This is a genomic window from Acinetobacter sp. LMB-5 (genome assembly GCF_001541635.1).
Classification (GTDB): Bacteria; Pseudomonadota; Gammaproteobacteria; order Pseudomonadales; family Moraxellaceae; genus Acinetobacter; species Acinetobacter pittii.
On sequence record NZ_LRDR01000008.1, the window covers coordinates 36,493 to 54,535 of the forward strand.

Genomic DNA, 18,043 nt, shown 5'->3' on the forward strand with positions numbered 1-18,043 from the left:
TACCTGTAGCTACTCATTTTTGTGTTTGGGCGGATTGGAGAAAGTATGCTAATCGAATAATTTTTTTGAAAATAAAAAGAGAAATAATCCGAGAAATTAAATCATTTTTCATTTTGTTAAAGTTCTTTTTAAAGCGATTTGGCTTTTTCATGTATGTTTTTCTATCAGATGCAATATGGCTTTGCATCTCGTCGTCATGCTCAAAGCAATAATAAAAAGGAGTGGAAATATCTCCTTCTAATAAATATTTCCAGTCATCAATATAAGTCAATTTCTTTATTTGCTTATTGACAAAATCTTGAGCAGTTTCTCGGGTTAAAGAGTAAGCATATGTGGCTGTATATAGGTCTTTAGGGCCAGTCATATTGAAGTAAAGTTCATCATTACTTACGTATCCTCTTATTCGTCGTCTAGATGGTTCAGAGTGTCCTCCTAAGAATGCGAATGCGGGATTGGTTTCTAATAAAGAATGTAATTTCTGCTGTATATGTTCGGTTTGAAAAATTACATCATCTTCAATAATTATTATGCGATCATATGCTGCATAATCACCTTGAGCTAGACGTTGCCAAATAATCATATGACTTAACCAGCAGCCTAGTTCACTTGGTCCTAATTCATGATCACATAATCCAGCAAACTGACGACTTAAATTTAAAAAAGTTAAATACTCATTAGGAAGTTTTTTTCCATAAATTGCTTCGAAAAATTCAAAATCAATTTGTATGTCATGAATGATTGATTGCAAATTCTGGTGTTGATGTTTAATTTCTTCTTGGCGTTCATCACTTCCTTGTAAAGAGACACATAGAATAAGAATCTTTTTCATGTTTCAACTAACTTGATACAATACAATTTAGATATTCTATACTTCTGTATTTATTGTTGATAGTCCTTCTACATATTCTTCTGGTTTAGCTCTAAAATAATTTAGAAGTTACAAGTAGTGTTGGTGGTTGCTTGTACCTTTGGTGAGGGCGATCAGATTATGTGAGGGTTAACAATAATAGTATGGGCAACAAGAATTTATAAAGGCTATACCTAAATGATGTCAAATAATTTACCTATCATTCATGCTTTGTGGATTGGAGAAAAACTCGGAGCAATTTCTAGATGTTGTTTACACTCTTTTGTAATGAGGGGGCATGAGGTCCATTTACACACATATGCAGATATTATAGATGTTCCAGAGGGAGTAAAGTTAGTAGATGCAAATAAAATTATTTCTAAAGACCAAATTATAAAACATAAGGAAACAGGAAGTTATGCATTATTTTCAGATATTTTTCGTTATGAATTAATGCGTAAAGTTGATGGTGTCTATGTTGACTGTGATGTGTATTGTTTAAAATCTATTTCAATACCAGAGCATGGATACTTATTAGGCTTTGAGGATGATGAATGGATTAACGGAGCGATTTTGCGTATTCCTAAAGAAAGTGATTTACTTAAAGAACTATTAAAAGCCGCATATGATCCTTTTTTTGTGCCACCATGGTTCTCTATAAGTAAACAATTTAAATTAAAAATAAAAAAAATAATGGGAATTGGAAAAAGTCTAGCAGATATGCCATGGGGAGTTATTGGTCCTAAAGCTATTACTTATTATGTTAAGCAGTTGGATTTAAAAAATAATATTCAACCAATTGATATTTTTTATCCTGTTCACTATCAATGTATAAGTCAGCTTTGTGATCCTGCCCTTACTATAGCTGATATTACTACTTCTCGTACTACTTGTATTCATTTATATAACGAGATGTTAAAAGGTATAAAACTAGATGAATTAGATGACCATACTATTATGTCACGTCTTTTAAGATGTGATATTTAATTGTTTATTAAGATAATTAAAGCAAGTTTTAAGTGTACATTTTATTAATGTATTGAGGATGTTTAATGAGTGAATATAATAGACCAATTAGAGTTGGTTTGATTATTGATGAGTTTTTTGGCGGTGCTAATACTGCTTTTGGTGGTTATGGATTTTTAGCGAGAAATCATATAGCTAAATATATTCCAAATGCGGATATTCAAATTGATGTGTTACTAGGTAAAGGAAGCAAAAAACTCTTTGCTGAAGAGTATTTAGTAGATGACGTTAAATTATATCGACTTCCGCGTAGAAAATGGTTTGCTCGTCGCTGGCTTAGGAAAAAAAATTATGACATTTATTTAAGTGTTGAATTAACATTTAATTATGTATTGGAAAATGAATTAGATAAAAGAAAAAAATTAGTTTTATGGATACAAGATCCAAGACCTACCTATGAGTGGGAAGAAATTAATACAGTTAAATTATTTCCTGAAACTAATTATTATAATCAAAAAATATATGATCTAGTACATGATTGGTATAATAATGGCCGTGTAAAATTTATTTCGCAAGGATATTTTCTTAATCAGAAAGCTATCGATTTATATCAATTGGAAAATAGTGTTCCCATAGAATATATGCCTAATCCAATTGATATTAATTTCAATTTTGATGTTAAAACTTATGTTAAAAAGAATATAATCATTTTTTTAGGTCGTCTAGAATCTGTAAAACGAGGGTGGTTATTTTGTGAAATCGCAAAAAGAATGCCGCAATATGAATTCTATGTACTAGGACAGACTTTTAGAGAGGAAAGTAAAAATAATGAGATTATGAAAGGTTACCAGAATATTGATAACTTGCATTTTGCGGGCCATGTCGAAGGCAGCGAAAAAGAAAAATTTTTAAAAGATGCTAAGTTGCTTATTAATACCTCTATTCATGAAGCATTACCTATTTCATTTTTAGAAGCGCTTTCTTTTGGAACTTTATTAGTAAGTAACCGTAACCCTGAAGAACTAACGAGTAAATTTGGAATTCACGTAGGAGATGTATTAGGAGATGGCTTTGAAAAAGTTCATTTATATGTTGAAGCTATTGAATCTTTAATGGAAAATGAAGAACAGAGACATCTTTTAGCAATACAAGCTAGAAAATATATTGAGGAATATCATAATGTAGCTGATTTTACTAAAAAATTAAGAAATATCCTATTTCAAGAAGTAAAGTCTTAAGAATAAAATCCCGTATTGATAAATACGGGTAATTTTCTTATAGTTTATCCGCATTTCCTTTTAAAACCATATAAATCAATGCAACAAAAATGAGCAATGCACCAACCAAGCTACTTACACAGAAAAATAAAATACGTTGATTTGTAGTCATGTTAAATAATTCATTTGCAAGAATATAGCGCATGAAAAACCATTGTGCGAGGGAGAATACAATCACGACTAAAGCATGTCGACGTACATCAGGGCGCATAGCCATATAGCTGACCTTTTAATTGAAAGCAGCCTATTATGCCACTAACGTGCTTTTTCGCAAAGCATAGCTTATGAAAACTGAATGTTTGTTTGATATTGTTTAATAAAAAACCCTGCATAAGCAGGGTTTTTTAATTTGAAGATCTAAAAAATTATTTAGATTCTTCAGCTTTTGGCTTTTCACGTAAGCGGATACCCAAGTCACGAAGCTGGTTTGCTTCAACAGGAGCAGGTGCTTGAGTAAGTGGACATTCAGCAGTCTTAGTTTTCGGGAATGCGATAACGTCACGAATTGAAGTCGCGCCAGTCATAAGCATAACTAAACGGTCAAGACCAAATGCCAAACCACCGTGTGGAGGAGCACCATAACGAAGTGCGTTAAGTAAGAAGCTGAATTTCTCTTCTGCTTCTTCATCAGAAATACCAAGCGCTTCAAAAATCGCTTTTTGCATTTCTAATGTGTAAATACGAAGTGAACCACCACCAACTTCAGTACCATTCAATACCATGTCGTAAGCAACAGAAAGTGCTTCACCTGGATTGCTCTTCACGTCTTCTACGCTAGATTTAGGTAGCGTGAATGGGTGGTGAACAGAAGTCCATTTACCATCGTCAGTTTCTTCAAACATTGGGAAGTCAACAACCCAAAGTGGAGCCCACTCACAAGTTGAAAGGTTCAAGTCGTGACCAATCTTGACACGAAGCGCACCCATTGCGTCATTTACAACTTTAGCTTTATCAGCACCGAAGAATACGATATCGCCATCTTGCGCGCCAACACGTTCCAGCAGCTCAAGTACAATCGGTTCAATGAATTTCACGATTGGAGATTGAAGACCTTCAATTCCTTTAGCGAGTTCATTAACTTTAATGTACGCTAAACCTTTAGCACCATAGATGCCAACGAATTTGGTGTATTCATCAATTGCACTACGTGGCAATGAAGCTGCACCTGGAACACGTAAAGCAACAATACGACCTTTAGGATCTTTTGCAGGGCCAGCGAATACTTTGAACTCTACTTCTTGCATTAAGTCTGCAACGTCAACGAGTTTCAACGGAATACGCAAATCTGGTTTGTCAGATGCATAGTCACGCATTGCTTCGCTATATGGCATACGGCGGAATTTTTCAAATTTTACGCCAAGCAAGTCGTTAAATAATTTAACAGTCATGCCTTCCATCAAATCCATGATTTCATCGTCGTTTAAGAACGATGTTTCAATGTCGATTTGAGTAAATTCTGGCTGACGGTCAGCACGTAAGTCTTCATCACGGAAACATTTCGCGATTTGGTAGTACCGATCAATACCACCAACCATCAATAATTGTTTAAACAATTGCGGTGATTGTGGAAGTGCGTAGAAGCTACCATTTTGTACACGACTTGGTACTAAATAGTCACGTGCACCTTCAGGAGTTGCACGAGTTAAAATTGGAGTCTCAACGTCTAAGAAACCGTGATCGTCTAAATAATTACGGATCAAGTTAGTTACTTTAGAACGGAAACGTAAGCGATCTAACATTTCTGGACGACGGATGTCCAAGAAACGATATTTTAAACGGTGTTCTTCTGACACGTTAATGGTGTCATCATTTAACGGGAATGGCGGAGTTTCAGAAGCAGCAAGAACTTCGATTTCTTTGCCTAAAACTTCGATTTGACCACTCACCATATTTTGGTTTTCAGTACCTTCATAACGGCGACGAACACGACCTGTAATTTTTAATACATATTCAGAACGTGCTTTATCTGCTGTTGCAAATGCTTCTGGAGTATCTGGGTCAATAACCACTTGAACGAGACCATCACGGTCACGCATATCAAGGAAAATAACACCGCCATGGTCACGGCGACGATGTACCCAACCGCATAGTGTAACGGTCTGGTCGATTTGGGCTTCAGTTAAAGAGCCACAGTAATGAGTTCGCATCATGATGAAGATTATCCAAACTATATTGGCTGAAAGGACGGATGCGTAAACCGCGCACCGTCAAAAAAGTAAGTTTTCGATTATGCCTTGTTGGATGGTTTGTCACAAGAACTAGATCAAAAAACCGCAGAAATTAACCTGAAAATGAGCAATTTGGCAGCGATTTTAATTATTCATCCCATTCTTTGTTGTCGATCTAAAACCAAGAATAGTAAGCATCCTAAGCTAAAGGTACTTAACCAACCTTGCATAAATTCATTAATAGAGCGGCCCGTAAAATAATACGTATCGGCATGCCAAACTTCATGAGGAATGTAGCGGGCATAATCCCAAAAAGAAAATAGGCCTAACACTGTAGATAAAATCAAAAGAAACCATGCAAAAAATTTAATTTTTTTACTTACTTTCCAGTGTTGTTTATAGCGCTGATAATAATGAACACACATCCAAGCAATAAAAGGTAGCGCAAGAGCAGAGGAGCCTAGCTGTAAAAGACGATGTAAGGGATAAGGGTGTCCCAAAAGATGAACTGTGGTCGCTAATACATCTTTAAATATAAAAGTCCGAAAGTCTGAGTGTGTTAGGCCATCCCAAATTAAATGAGTGGCAATCCCTAAAATAAGCGCGAGTAATGTTCCAATCAAAAATAAAAACATACGTTTTAAAGAGTGGAGGTCAAGATCATGTTGAATGCCCAAAAAACGATAAATTACAGGCCGGTAAAGTAAATACCAAATAGCACAGAATAATAATCCTAATGCAAGATTTGGGTAGAAAAGTCCTTTCCATTGATGTGTCAACATCCCTGACTGCATTGTAAATAAGCGGTAAAGATCGGGTGTCATACTTCCAATTGCTAGAGCTGCAACTGGTAAAGTGTTTCGGCTAAGCTTTGAAAGAGGGGGTGCTATAACGGCATGAGAGATTGTAAAAGGCATTATAAAACAGAGATTACTCACATCATTTAATTGCCCAGTCTAAAGAATCAGCCGATTGGAAATGTTTTTTATTGCAAAAAGACTGAAATGTTATAATATAACAAAACAAAAGGCGTAGCGATCAGAGAATCACCTCATGTTGTTCTATAAAAATATTTTGACCTTATCCATTTTAGCTGTCATATCCGTACCTTCGTTTGCAGCAGAAAGTGAAAATGTTGAAAAGCTAGAAACCATTCGAATTAAGGCTCATCCACTTGAGCAAACTTCACAAGATTTTGCTGTGGCAGATACTGTTGTTGATCAAAAGCATCTGTCGCAAGGCGCTGCTGCCATTGGGGATGCACTCAGTAGTGAAGTCGGAATTTACGCGAATCAGTTTGGGGCTGGTTCGAGTCGTCCAGTGATTCGTGGACAAGATGGACCACGCGTTAAAGTACTTCAAAATTCATCAGAAAATATTGATGTCTCGACGTTGTCTCCTGACCATGCTGTTACTGTAGATCCTGTGCTTGCGAAACAAGTCGAAGTAATTCGCGGCCCTTCAACTTTACTGTTTGGTGCGGGGACTGTCGGTGGTTTAGTCAACGTCATTGATAACAAGATCCCTACGCAAATGCCTGAAAATGGTTATGAAGGACAAGTTGGCTTACGTTACAACACTGGAAGTGATGAAAAACTGGCGAGCGCTGGCGTAACTGTTGGCCTAGGCAGCCAAGTTGCTTTACGTGTTGAGGGGTTAACTCGTGATGCGAATAATTATATTGCGCCCAATTATATTCATGAAGGTGAAAAAGAGCGCCGTGTAGACAATACTTTTGCGCAGGGTGACTCGGTTAATGTTGGTTTGTCTTGGATTTATGACCGTGGTTATACGGGTATTTCTTATAGTAACCGTCGTGATCAATATGGTTTACCGGGGCATAGCCATGAATACGAAACTTGCCATATTCATGGTTTAAGTTTGCATTGTGGAGACCATGAAGAGGGTGAAGAAGGTCACGATCATGAGCATGAAGAACATGAACATGGTGGCCCATGGATTGATTTAAAATCTGAGCGTTACGATTTTAAAACCGAGTTAAATGATCCATTTGCAGGCTTCCAAAAGTTACGTGCGCAAGCAAGCTATACTGACTATCAGCACGACGAAATTGAAGAGGGAACAATTGCGACCCGATTCCAAAACAAAGGTTATGATGGACGTATTGAGTTAGTACATAACCCGATTGCAAGTTGGGAAGGGGTAATTGGTGCACAGTTAGGTCAACAGAAATTAGATTTAACTGGCGAAGAAGCATTTATGGCTCCGACCACTACCAAAAAGTGGAGCGTATTTGCTTTAGAACATAAACAATGGAAAGACGTACATTTTGAGCTTTCTGCCCGTGCAGATCAGCAAGAAATTGATGTAGACGACAATTCTAAACAGGATTTTGATGGTTCGGCATTTTCTTACGCAGGTGCTGCGAATTGGGAATTTGCACCGAACTATAAACTTTCTTTTGTCGCTTCACATCAGGAACGTTTACCTTTAGCTCAAGAGTTATATGCAAATGGTGGACATTTTGCGACGAATACTTATGAGTTAGGCAATGATCAACTCAGTAAGGAAAAATCGAATAATGTTGAGTTAGGTTTGCATTTTGATAATGACAAACTTGATTATCATCTTCATGTGTACCATAACTGGTTTGATGACTACATCTATGCGCAAACCCTTGACCGTTATAAAGACTTCCGTTTAGTTCAATACACTCAAGATAAAGCACGCTTCTATGGTGCAGAGGGTGAAATTGGTTATCAAATTACCCCAATGTACAAGATCAGTGCTTTTGGTGATTATGTGCGCGGTAAAATTGATGCAGAAGGTAATGCTCCACGTATTCCAGCAGGACGTTTAGGTACTAAAGTCGATGCAGATTTTGGTGATGGTTTTAGTGGTTCTGCCGAGTACTACCATGTCTTTAACCAAGATAAGATTGCAGCTTACGAGACCGAAACTGAAGGCTATAACATGCTCAATCTTGGGGTGGCATATTCTGGACAATATGGTGCAAAAACAGATTATCGTGTTTATATGAAAGCAAATAACTTGTTAGATGACACGGTTTATCAACATGCTTCATTCTTATCAAATATTCCACAAGTTGGACGTAATTTTACAGTAGGTGTTGATTTTAGTTTCTAAGGCTTTAACACGAAACTAAACTTGAAAAATCAATCCAAAAGACCTAATTTGAAAGCATCAAGTTAGGTCTTTTTTATGCGTATTTTTCAACGAATTCATCAAAAAATAAATTGGTCAGGGCGTCGTTATATGGCGGTATTACTTTGCGTTGTTGCTATTGCATATCTTGCATCAGCGATTTACCACACAGTAAAACCATTACCACAAGGGATTAACTTTAGTGGCAAGCTTAGACATGCCGATGTCAAATTTTTAGCAGACAAAACTTATCTTGATGCAAAAGGGCAACAGCAGGTTGATCAGCACATCTTTGATGAAATCTTGAAAATGATTGATGAGGCAAAAACCACGATTGTGGTGGATATGTTCTTGTTTAATTCTGAAGTAGGTGACTCAAAACTCAAGCAAAGACCATTAATGCAAGAGCTAACCGATGCATTAGTAAGTAAGAAAAGACAGAACCGCCAAATTCAGATCGTTATGATTACCGACCCGATTAACTCGGTTTATGGTGGTATCAGCCCTGAACACTACCGTCAGTTACGTCAGGCAGGTGTTGATGTGATTGAAACGAATTTAGCCCCTTTACGAGCTTCTAACCCATTCTGGTCAGGCTTCTGGTACATCTGCTGTCAAAATATTGGTAATAACCCTGAAAAGGGCTGGTTACCGAATCCATTCGGTGATGAAAAAATTACACTGCGCAGCTATCTAAACTTATTTAATTTTAAGGCCAATCACCGTAAGACTGTTGTGGTCGATACCGATGCTGGTTGGAAGTCATTGGTGACCTCAGCAAATCCACACGATGGTAGTTCTAGACACTCTAATGTCGCGTTGGTTGTAACAGGGGCAACAGCTGCTGATGTTCTTCAAACTGAAGCTGCAGTTGCACAAATGTCAGGCAGTAGCTCTCCATCGCTCATTTTAGGTGACTTTGAAAAAGACGTTAGCAAGCCTCAAGTGCAGGTGTTAACTGAAGGCGCAATTTATCAATCTGTATTGAAATTGATTAATTCAGCGAAGCCGAAAGAGCATCTTGATTTAAGTATGTTCTATTTATCTGAACGCAAGATTATTCAAGCGCTAAAAAATGCTCAAGAACGAGGCGTTATTGTTCGTGTTTTACTAGATCCGAATAAAGATGCATTTGGTCGACAAAAGAATGGTATTCCAAACCGTCAGGTGGCTTCAGAGCTACACGCTGCGGGCATTCCAATCCGTTGGTGTGATACACATGGCGAGCAGAACCATAGCAAAATGATCTTGAAATATAATGCCCAACACGCTGAGTTGATTGTAGGATCTGCCAACTTTACGGCCCGTAATTTAAAAAATTATAACCTTGAAACGGATATGTTGGTCATTGGCAAAGTTCAAGATCAAGTTTTTAAAGATGCGCAAGATTACTTCAATACCTCGTGGTCAAACCTAAAAGATAGACAGATGAGCGTGGATTACGCGAAGTATGCAGATGAGTCTAAAGCGAAGTATTGGATTTATCGTTTTATGGAATGGTCAGGATTATCGACTTTTTAATTCTATTTTTTATATAAACGTTGAGGCTATATGTTCACGACGGAGTCTTACTTAGTCTCACCCTAAAACTAGAGCTCATTCGTTACTTTGGTTTTGCCCAAAGTAACCAAAGGCATTTGTCATCCACAAAACCTGTTCAATATCTTCATTTAACCGATTTTATTGCAAATACAATATATTCATAAATTTCGGGCAGGTTGTGGATGACATTTAGCACAAGCGAATATTGGAAAATATTAATTTCTATATCACTTAGCCTACCCATCATTGAAATAATTTAAGGTGCAGGCGGAATCAATTGATCCAACGCTTTATCATCAAGTTTTTCGATTTCACTCAAATCCGTTTTAATTTTCCACTGTGACTCATCGTCAACAGGATTCGGCAAACGCGCTTCAAGCCAATCACAAACCACATCCGGAGAAAATTCAGGATGGTTACATTGAATAATCCATGATAAAAAGTCTTTGGCTTCACCATTCATGTAAGGTGGCGGTGAAACAGGGAAGAATAATGTGGGTAGGCGTTCATTCGTCGATAGATAATTTAAAACATGACCTAATTCTTGAACTGTTTGCCATGCAAGTGCATGCTCTACGTCAATACTGAACTTAAACCACCAAGCATGTTCGCCATCTGCTCCATGAGCCATAATACGGGCTTCTTGTACACTTGGAACTTTGCAAAAAAATTGATGAAGACGCTCAAAACTGATTTCAGACACAGCAATTGACCTAGTTTGAAAAATGCTAATGGTAGCACAGATACAGATTCTTCATATTTTCTTTATAGTCATTACAAAGTTTAGCAATCAAAGCGGTTTTATTCATGGTTTCTCCTTGAGTCTCTTCTAATCTAGCTTCATATCAAGATTAAAAGGAAATAGGCCATGAAAAAGCCAATCGTTCTTGTACTTTCGACATTAATGTTAGGTATATCAGCTACCGCGATGGCCGATTCTGGACACCGTTGGAACAATGACCATGGTAAAAACTATGATCGATATGAGCATCGTGATGACCGCCGTCATGATTATCGTAATGATCACCGAGCGCCAGTTTGGTCAAATGCTGATCGTGGTAAGCATTATGGTAACTATGTTGCTTTTAAACGTGGTGAACGTATTCCTGCCCAATATCGCCATAGCCGCTATTATGTTTCGGACTGGAGAGCACACCGTTTATATGCGCCACCACGTGGATACCACTGGGTTAAAACCCCTAACCAATACTTATTAGTAGACTCAAGACACAACATTTACCGAGTTCGTTAAATGTAAAACTAAAAAGGCCTCAATAGTGAGGCCTTTTTCTATGCTAACTCATCATCTTGCGGTTGAGGGGTTTTCAAATTATTTGAGGTTTTTGCATGTTTCTCTTTCATTACTGATGGGTAGTGCCATGAAGCAAATCGTACAACTAAAATAGATAAGGCTAAAATCAAAATTGAGCCTGTAATAATGACTTGATCAATATCTGCTTTATGATCATGTTGAATATCTGAAATGAGTAGACGGGTTAAGGCCGTAATCGCGACATAAATAAGAAATCGTACAGGCATATGGTTGGTTTTAAAGTAAATTCCAACCATTGCTCCAAGCTCTAAGTAAATAAATAATAATAAAATATCATCAATTGAAGCATACTTTTTGACAGTAAGAATTTCAAAAACCGTATTGGCTGCCGACCATGCCACCATACACCCGATAATAAACAAGGCTAAATAATGGAAGGCTTCTACGGCGTAATGTCCGAAACGGTCAAGTATTCGTTCGTATTTTTTAGGATCAGGCATAATAAGATCTTTTGTTCACTTCGTAATGTTTAGAAATTAAACAAATTTTGTGCCAATGGAAATAGTAAATACAAAATAAAAAAACGCCTGATTATTCAGGCGTTTTTTATAAAGAACTTAATTAAGATTGATTTGTAAAGTAATCTTCACTAAAGCCCATAATTAAGTCAGAACCAGCTTTGACTTTAGCAATACGCGCATCAATATCTGGCAAGATACGTTCAACAAAGTACTGAGCCAAAGCAAGTTTGTTTTGGTAGAAATCACCAGACTTATCTTTAGCAGCGGCAGCAATTTTCGCAAACATGTATGAGAAGCTGAGTAAACCCACTGCATGTAAATAATCAACCGCAGCTGAGTTAGGGAACTCTACATTTTCAGCAGCTTGCTCAATAATAAACTGAGTGATTGCTTCGATTTCAGTTGCAGCATCTAAAGTTGCATCTTTAATGAAGTTCAAATCAGTGTCTAAGTCATTTGCAAAGTCACGAATTTCAGTGATGTATTCAGCAATGAATGCACCGCCACATTTAATGGTTTTACGACCAATTAAATCTTGAGATTGAACACCGTTGGTTCCTTCGTAGATTTGAGCAATACGAAGGTCACGAATACATTGTTCCATACCCCATTCGCGGATGTAACCGTGACCACCAAATACCATTTGAGCATCTAAAGTCGCTTGGAATGCGGTATCTGTGAGGTAAGCTTTTGCAATTGGAGTTAAAAGCGCAACGCGGTCATTGGCTTTTTTCACTGCTGCTGCATCAGTTGAGAATTTAGTGATATCGAGTTGTTGACCTACATAGACTGCAAATGCACGAGATGCTTCATTATTTGCACGTACATTTAACAACATACGACGTACATCACCATGCACTAAAATGCTGTCAGCAGGTTTATTTGGCGATTGAACACCAGCTGCACTACGACCTTGTAAACGGTCAGTCGCGTATTGAGCAGCATTTTGATAAGCAAATTCAGATGCACCTAAACCTTGAATACCCATTGATAAACGTTCGTAGTTCATCATAACGAACATTGCAGCAAGGCCTTCGTTTTCTTTACCAACGAGGTAACCTTTAGCTCCATCAAAGTTCATCACACAAGTTGCAGATGCCTTGATACCCATTTTATGTTCAATAGAACCTGGACCAACATGGTTACGGTCGCCTAAAGAACCATCTTCATTTACAAGGTATTTCGGTACGATAAATAACGAGATACCACGTGAACCAGCAGGGGCGTCTGGAGTTTTAGCAAGTACCAAATGAATGATGTTTTCTGCTAAATCGTTGTCACCGCCAGTGATGAAGATTTTAGTACCTGTGATGTTATAAGTACCGTCTTCATTACGTTCAGCTTTGGTTTTGATAATACCTAAGTCAGTACCTGCATGTGGCTCGGTTAAGCACATGGTACCTGACCATTCACCTGAATAAATCTTAGGTAAATAAGTTTCTTTTTGTTCTTGAGATGCGTAGCTGCTTAAAGCCATACCTGCACCCACGGAAAGAAGCGGGTAAAGCATGAAAGATGGGTTAGTCGCAAATAACATTTCATCAGAAAGAACGGTGAGCATTTTTGGCATGCCTTGACCGCCCCATTCCTCATCGGCACCTAAGCCAATCCAACCACCTTCTGCATATTGACGAAATGCATCTTTAAAACCAGCTGGTGTGAATACTTCGCCGTTTTCATAGCGAGCACCTTCTTCGTCACCGGTACGGTTTAATGGATGAGTCACGTTCTGAGCAAATTTAGCCATTTCTTCTAAAATTGCTTCAGCTGTTGCAGCATCTACATGAGCGAGTTTCTCATTAGACTGCCAAAATTGTTCTGCTTTAAATACATCATTTAAGATGAATTTCATATCAGCTAAAGGAGCATTGTAAATTGGCATAATCGTTCACCTTTTTTGTGCACATTGGCCTGTGCTAGATATCCTGTAAAACGAAATGGATATGGAATTTAAAGTGTAAATTTATCATTGATTTTATAAAAAAAGGACCGTCAAAACTGAGCAGTCCTTTTTTGTTTTTTAACATTGCATATCGCAACTAACTATGGTTAGAAAGCGAAATGTTCAGCGTCTAATGACATTAATGGATCTAGACCACCAGCGATCACATCTACGTGAGAACGTACACGTGGCAAGATTTTCTTGAAGTAGAAACGAGCAGTAGTTACTTTCGCATTATAGAAGTCAACATCGGTTGTACCTTCTGCCAATTTCTCTTGTGCTACAAGCGCCATACGAGCCCATAGGTAAGCTAAAGTGATATAACCTGCGAAGTATAGGTAATCTACAGCAGCAGCACCGACTTCATCTGGGTTTTGCATCGCACGCATACCGATTTGCATAGTAAGATCGCCCCATTCTTTGTTAAGCGCCGCAAGCGGTTCAACAAATTCTTTCATAGCAGCGTTGTCTTTGTTTGCTTCTACGAATTTATGGATGATCTTAGTGAAGTCACGTAGCATTGCACCTTGAGTTTGCAATACTTTACGACCTAACAAATCAAGTGCTTGGATTTCAGTTGTACCTTCATACAAGCAAGCAATACGTGTATCACGTACGATTTGTTCCATGCCATGCTCAGAAATAAAGCCATGACCACCGAAGACTTGTACACCGTGCTTAGCAGATTCAGAACCTGTTTCAGTTAAGAATGCTTTTGCAATTGGAGTCAATAAAGACAAGATGTTGTCAGCAAACTTACGCTCTTCTTCAGTTTCGCCTTTTTCAACGATATCTGCGTATTGAGCAAGTAAGTAAACAAGAGCACGACCGCCTTCAGCAAACGCTTTTTGAGTTAAAAGCATGTTACGAACAGCAGGGTGAACGATAATTGGATCTGCTTCTTTTTCTGGAGCTTTAGGACCAGAAAGTGAACGCATTGCTAAACGTTCTTTCGCGTAAGTTAACGCACCTTGGAAAGATGATTCAGACGCTGCTAAACCTTGAACAGCAGTACCAATACGTGCTGTGTTCATGAAGGTGAACATACAGTTCAAACCACGGTTTTCAGGTCCAATCAAGTAACCTTTAGCTTGGTCAAAGTTAATGACACAAGTCGCGTTACCATGAATACCCATTTTGTGCTCGATAGAACCACAACGAACTGCATTACGCTCGCCTACAGTACCATCTGCATTTACATGGAATTTAGGAACGATGAATAATGAGATACCTTTGGTACCTTTTGGCGCACCTGGTAAACGAGCAAGAACGATATGGATGATGTTTTCAGCCATGTCATGTTCACCAGCAGAGATAAAGATTTTCTCGCCAGAGATTGCATAGCTACCATCAGCATTTGGTTCTGCTTTAGTACGGATAATACCTAAATCTGAACCTGCATGAGACTCAGTTAAGCACATCGTACCTGTCCAAACACCTGAAACAAGGTTTGGTAAATAAGTATTTTTTTGTTCATCAGAACCGTGATGCTCTAATGTACGTACAGCTCCGTGAGACAAGCCTGGGTACATGCCCCATGCCCAGTTAGAGCTACCTACCATTTCAGAAATTGCGATACCTAAAGAGTTAGGTAAGGCCTGACCACCGTATTGTTCTTCTGCTGATAAAGACGGAAAGCCAAGTTCAATATATTTTTGATAAGCTTCTTTAAAACCTGTTGGAGTAGTGACTACGCCATCATTCCAAGTACAACCTTCACGGTCGCCCACTTGGTTTAAAGGAGAAAGTTCATTTTCACAGAAGTCAGCAGCAGCTTCTAAATATTGATCAACCAATTCACGGCTTACGTTACCTTGGAAATCAGGTAATTTTGCATAGTGTTCTTCAGCATTTAATAATTCATGCAAAACAAATTGCATATCACGTAAGGGCGCTTTGTATTGTGGCATATCGGGTTCCTCAATACTGGTGAAACCAGAGTTATAATCTTAATCTATGAGAATGTGCCATGAGGCACCTTGGACTATTACATCGTGCAACAACTTGCATAACTGCACAAGCACCTCAGGACCTTTACTTTGTGACTGCAAAGTCAAGAAAAAAATGCTTAAACTAGCTAAGTGCTTTGAGTGTAAACACTTTTGGTTATGTTTATATGATACAAATAGTCAAAATCGTAAACACTTATGTATAAACAAAAGGCGCCTATAGGCGCCTTTTGTTTTATGATTTTTAGAATTATTTTGCTTGAACTGGTGCAGGAGCAGGGGCATTAACAGGTGGTTGAGGGCGTTTTGGTTCAAAACGAAGGTTACAAGTACCTTCAAGTGTCTTATCTCCAATTTGAACACTTACGGGTTGTCCATTGGCCTTACCATCACATGCTTTTTGGATTTGTTCAAAGCGAGCTTGACGTTCTGCGCGGTGCTGTTCCCATGCAGCTTTTTGTTCTGGGGTGAACTCACGGTGCTTCATACGGTGGTGACCCTCACGTGGGCCATCTTGCATCATTCCATGCTCTGGTTTAGGTGGTTGAGTTGTCGATTGACACGCAGCCAAACTTCCGATTGTTACAATTGCCGCACTGAATAATGCAATTTTTGCCGTCATTTTCATATTTAAAGCCCTTTAATGTTGTGTTTTCTGATGGCTTAAAGATTAGATAATAAAGATGTAGAAACAATGGAGAGTTTTTCTTTTCGTTGTTGGTTACAATGCAAAATATAGGGTAAAAATGAGAGAGTGGTTTTGAACGTTCTACGTGTTCCCATTGCATTACGGTTATTTTTGACAGTCTTGCTCACCACATTGCTTATTGCGACTGCAAGCTTGAGCGTTTTGCACTGGACAATGCAAAAGAACTTTGCCAAATATGTGGCTGACGTTGAAATGCAGAAACTAGACCGCCTCATTACCAATCTTGGCGATGTCTATACCGTGTACCATGATTGGGGAAATGCGATTCAGGCACAGATTTTACAAATCGAAGGAACAGCGGCTCCCGATGACTATGATCGTCTCTCACAGTGGTGGCTTCGTCGCCAATATGACATTGCCATACAGCAGCATTCTTTTGATGAACACGCGCTTATCAATATTTCACCGCAAGTTGCACCGACAAATAAAAATACTATTTTTAGTGATGAGGAATTAAGAGCACTCGAGCAAAATTTACCTTCCCAGTATCAACCCTTTGAAGGGCTACGTTTCCCTTTAAGCGCAAACCAATTTCGCCCAAGTGATGATAAAAATAAGTCTAAGAAGGGAAGCTTAAAAGATATTGAAACCCAAAATGGGAAGAAACGTTTTATCGCTTTACCAGACCGTTTAGGATTGAGTTCCCGTTTATCTCTATATGATGCACAGCACCAGTTTGTGGTAGGTGAACCGCCTTCTTCAGATCAAATGTCATTTCGCCCGATTATTTTAAATAATAAAGTCGTGGGATATTTAGGTTTAAAGCCTGTTTTAGATAAAGAAGACGCTTTGAGTATTAATTTCTTTAGTAATCAAAAGCGTTATTTACTCTTAATTTATGCTTTAACCTTACTATCAAGTTTAGTTGCAGCACTGTTAATGGCGACTTATTTTAAAAAGCCAATTCAGCGTTTATTAAATGCAACCAATGAATTAACCAAAGGAAATTATCAACACCAAGTGGTCATTAAGCGAAATGATGAGCTAGGTGATTTATCTACTCAATTGAACCACTTGGCAGAGATTTTACATCAGCATGAAGAGTCGCGACGTCAATGGGTGGCTGATACTTCTCATGAATTAAAAACGCCTTTAGCTGTATTGCAAGCACAAATTGAAGCGATGCAAGACGGGATTCGAAAAGCCACACCTGAACATTTAGATGCAATGATGCGTCAGGTTTCAAGCTTGAAAAAATTGACCCAAGACCTTGCAGACTTGGCGCAGGCAGATGCTCAGCAGCTTAAGTGTTATTTGAGCTCTGTAAATCCATGGGAAGTGGTACTACAAGAAGTTGAAAACTTTAAACCCAAACTTGAGCAGGCTGGTCTCGAAATTCAAGTTGAAGGAACAAGTTCTCCGCTATTATTAGACCGTGACCGGTTTAAACAGATTATTGTTAATTTAATTAGTAATAGTATTCGTTATACGGAAACAGGTGGCAAAATTCATATTCATACAAGCCAGACTCCTCAAGAGTGGACTTTGTATGTCGATGATAGTCCTTATGGTTTAAGTGATGAGCAGTTATCCCGTTTAGGTGAACGTTTCTATCGCGTAGATGATTCGCGTACGCGTAGTACAGGTGGAACAGGGCTGGGCTTAGCTTTGTCTTGTAAGATTGCGCAGGCGCTTGGTGGTACACTCAGTTTTGAACATTCACCATTAGGTGGTTTACGTTGTGTACTTACTTTTAAAAAGCAGAGTTAAATATAAAAGGAAA

15 protein-coding genes are annotated in these 18,043 nt (G+C 38.3%); 6 read left to right on the top strand and 9 right to left on the bottom strand.

Going from position 1 to position 18,043, the window contains the following annotated elements; genetic code table 11:
- Positions 1–13: 13 nt before the first annotated feature.
- The gene (locus AW165_RS12310; protein ID WP_060466000.1) at positions 14–829 is read right to left on the bottom strand and encodes a glycosyltransferase family 25 protein; all 816 of its coding nucleotides are present in this window, start codon (positions 827–829) and stop codon (positions 14–16) included.
- 216 nt (positions 830–1,045) lie between these two features.
- Between AW165_RS12310 and AW165_RS12315 the strand changes: the two genes are divergently transcribed.
- Both AW165_RS12315 and AW165_RS12320 read left to right on the top strand, forming a co-directional pair.
- Entirely contained in the window at positions 1,046–1,834 is a 789-nt protein-coding gene (locus AW165_RS12315; protein WP_081410648.1) for a glycosyltransferase, read from the top strand.
- Positions 1,835–1,899: 65 nt separating this feature from the next.
- On the top strand, positions 1,900–3,051 hold the full coding sequence (locus AW165_RS12320; RefSeq protein WP_060466001.1) for a glycosyltransferase family 4 protein: 1,152 nt from the start codon (positions 1,900–1,902) through the stop codon (positions 3,049–3,051).
- Between the two features lie 37 nt (positions 3,052–3,088).
- Here the strand turns inward: AW165_RS12320 and AW165_RS12325 are convergent, their stop codons facing one another.
- The 3 genes from AW165_RS12325 to AW165_RS12335 form a co-directional block, all read right to left on the bottom strand.
- Positions 3,089–3,307, bottom strand: a complete 219-nt coding sequence (locus AW165_RS12325) for a hypothetical protein (protein ID WP_060466002.1) — start codon at positions 3,305–3,307, stop codon at positions 3,089–3,091.
- Positions 3,308–3,455: 148 nt separating this feature from the next.
- On the bottom strand, positions 3,456–5,240 hold the full coding sequence (gene aspS, locus AW165_RS12330) for an aspartate--tRNA ligase (protein ID WP_005064200.1): 1,785 nt from the start codon (positions 5,238–5,240) through the stop codon (positions 3,456–3,458).
- Positions 5,241–5,410: 170 nt separating this feature from the next.
- A complete protein-coding gene (locus AW165_RS12335) occupies positions 5,411–6,175 on the bottom strand; it encodes a DUF4184 family protein (protein WP_060466003.1) in 765 nt (254 codons plus the stop codon).
- Positions 6,176–6,311: 136 nt separating this feature from the next.
- Between AW165_RS12335 and znuD the strand changes: the two genes are divergently transcribed.
- Both znuD and AW165_RS12345 read left to right on the top strand, forming a co-directional pair.
- Positions 6,312–8,366, top strand: coding sequence for a zinc piracy TonB-dependent receptor ZnuD (gene znuD, locus AW165_RS12340; protein WP_060466004.1), 2,055 nt, complete (start codon positions 6,312–6,314; stop codon positions 8,364–8,366).
- A gap of 75 nt (positions 8,367–8,441) precedes the next feature.
- Complete coding sequence (locus tag AW165_RS12345; protein WP_057070606.1) at positions 8,442–9,905, top strand: phospholipase D family protein; 1,464 nt, start codon at positions 8,442–8,444, stop codon at positions 9,903–9,905.
- 277 nt (positions 9,906–10,182) lie between these two features.
- On the opposite strand, the gene AW165_RS12350 is transcribed toward AW165_RS12345, so the two are convergent.
- Entirely contained in the window at positions 10,183–10,629 is a 447-nt protein-coding gene (locus tag AW165_RS12350; RefSeq protein WP_002116392.1) for a hypothetical protein, read from the bottom strand.
- 165 nt (positions 10,630–10,794) lie between these two features.
- Between AW165_RS12350 and AW165_RS12355 the strand changes: the two genes are divergently transcribed.
- Positions 10,795–11,178, top strand: a complete 384-nt coding sequence (locus AW165_RS12355) for an RcnB family protein (RefSeq protein WP_005064209.1) — start codon at positions 10,795–10,797, stop codon at positions 11,176–11,178.
- A 38-nt stretch (positions 11,179–11,216) separates the two neighbouring features.
- Here the strand turns inward: AW165_RS12355 and AW165_RS12360 are convergent, their stop codons facing one another.
- The 4 genes from AW165_RS12360 to AW165_RS12375 all read right to left on the bottom strand — a co-directional run bounded on the left by AW165_RS12360 (position 11,217) and on the right by AW165_RS12375 (position 16,239).
- Positions 11,217–11,699 carry a phosphate-starvation-inducible protein PsiE gene (locus AW165_RS12360; protein WP_002116490.1) on the bottom strand — a complete coding sequence of 161 codons (483 nt, stop codon included), beginning with the start codon at positions 11,697–11,699 and terminating at the stop codon, positions 11,217–11,219.
- Between the two features lie 121 nt (positions 11,700–11,820).
- Positions 11,821–13,602 (bottom strand): acyl-CoA dehydrogenase C-terminal domain-containing protein, encoded by a 1,782-nt coding sequence (locus AW165_RS12365; RefSeq protein WP_060466005.1) that lies wholly within the window; start codon positions 13,600–13,602, stop codon positions 11,821–11,823.
- Between the two features lie 167 nt (positions 13,603–13,769).
- Positions 13,770–15,572, bottom strand: a complete 1,803-nt coding sequence (locus AW165_RS12370) for an acyl-CoA dehydrogenase C-terminal domain-containing protein (protein WP_039762875.1) — start codon at positions 15,570–15,572, stop codon at positions 13,770–13,772.
- 289 nt (positions 15,573–15,861) lie between these two features.
- Positions 15,862–16,239 carry a hypothetical protein gene (locus AW165_RS12375; RefSeq protein WP_060466006.1) on the bottom strand — a complete coding sequence of 126 codons (378 nt, stop codon included), beginning with the start codon at positions 16,237–16,239 and terminating at the stop codon, positions 15,862–15,864.
- A 132-nt stretch (positions 16,240–16,371) separates the two neighbouring features.
- Between AW165_RS12375 and baeS the strand changes: the two genes are divergently transcribed.
- The gene (baeS, locus tag AW165_RS12380) at positions 16,372–18,030 is read left to right on the top strand and encodes a sensor histidine kinase efflux regulator BaeS (RefSeq protein ID WP_005064224.1); all 1,659 of its coding nucleotides are present in this window, start codon (positions 16,372–16,374) and stop codon (positions 18,028–18,030) included.
- Positions 18,031–18,043: the final 13 nt, after the last annotated feature.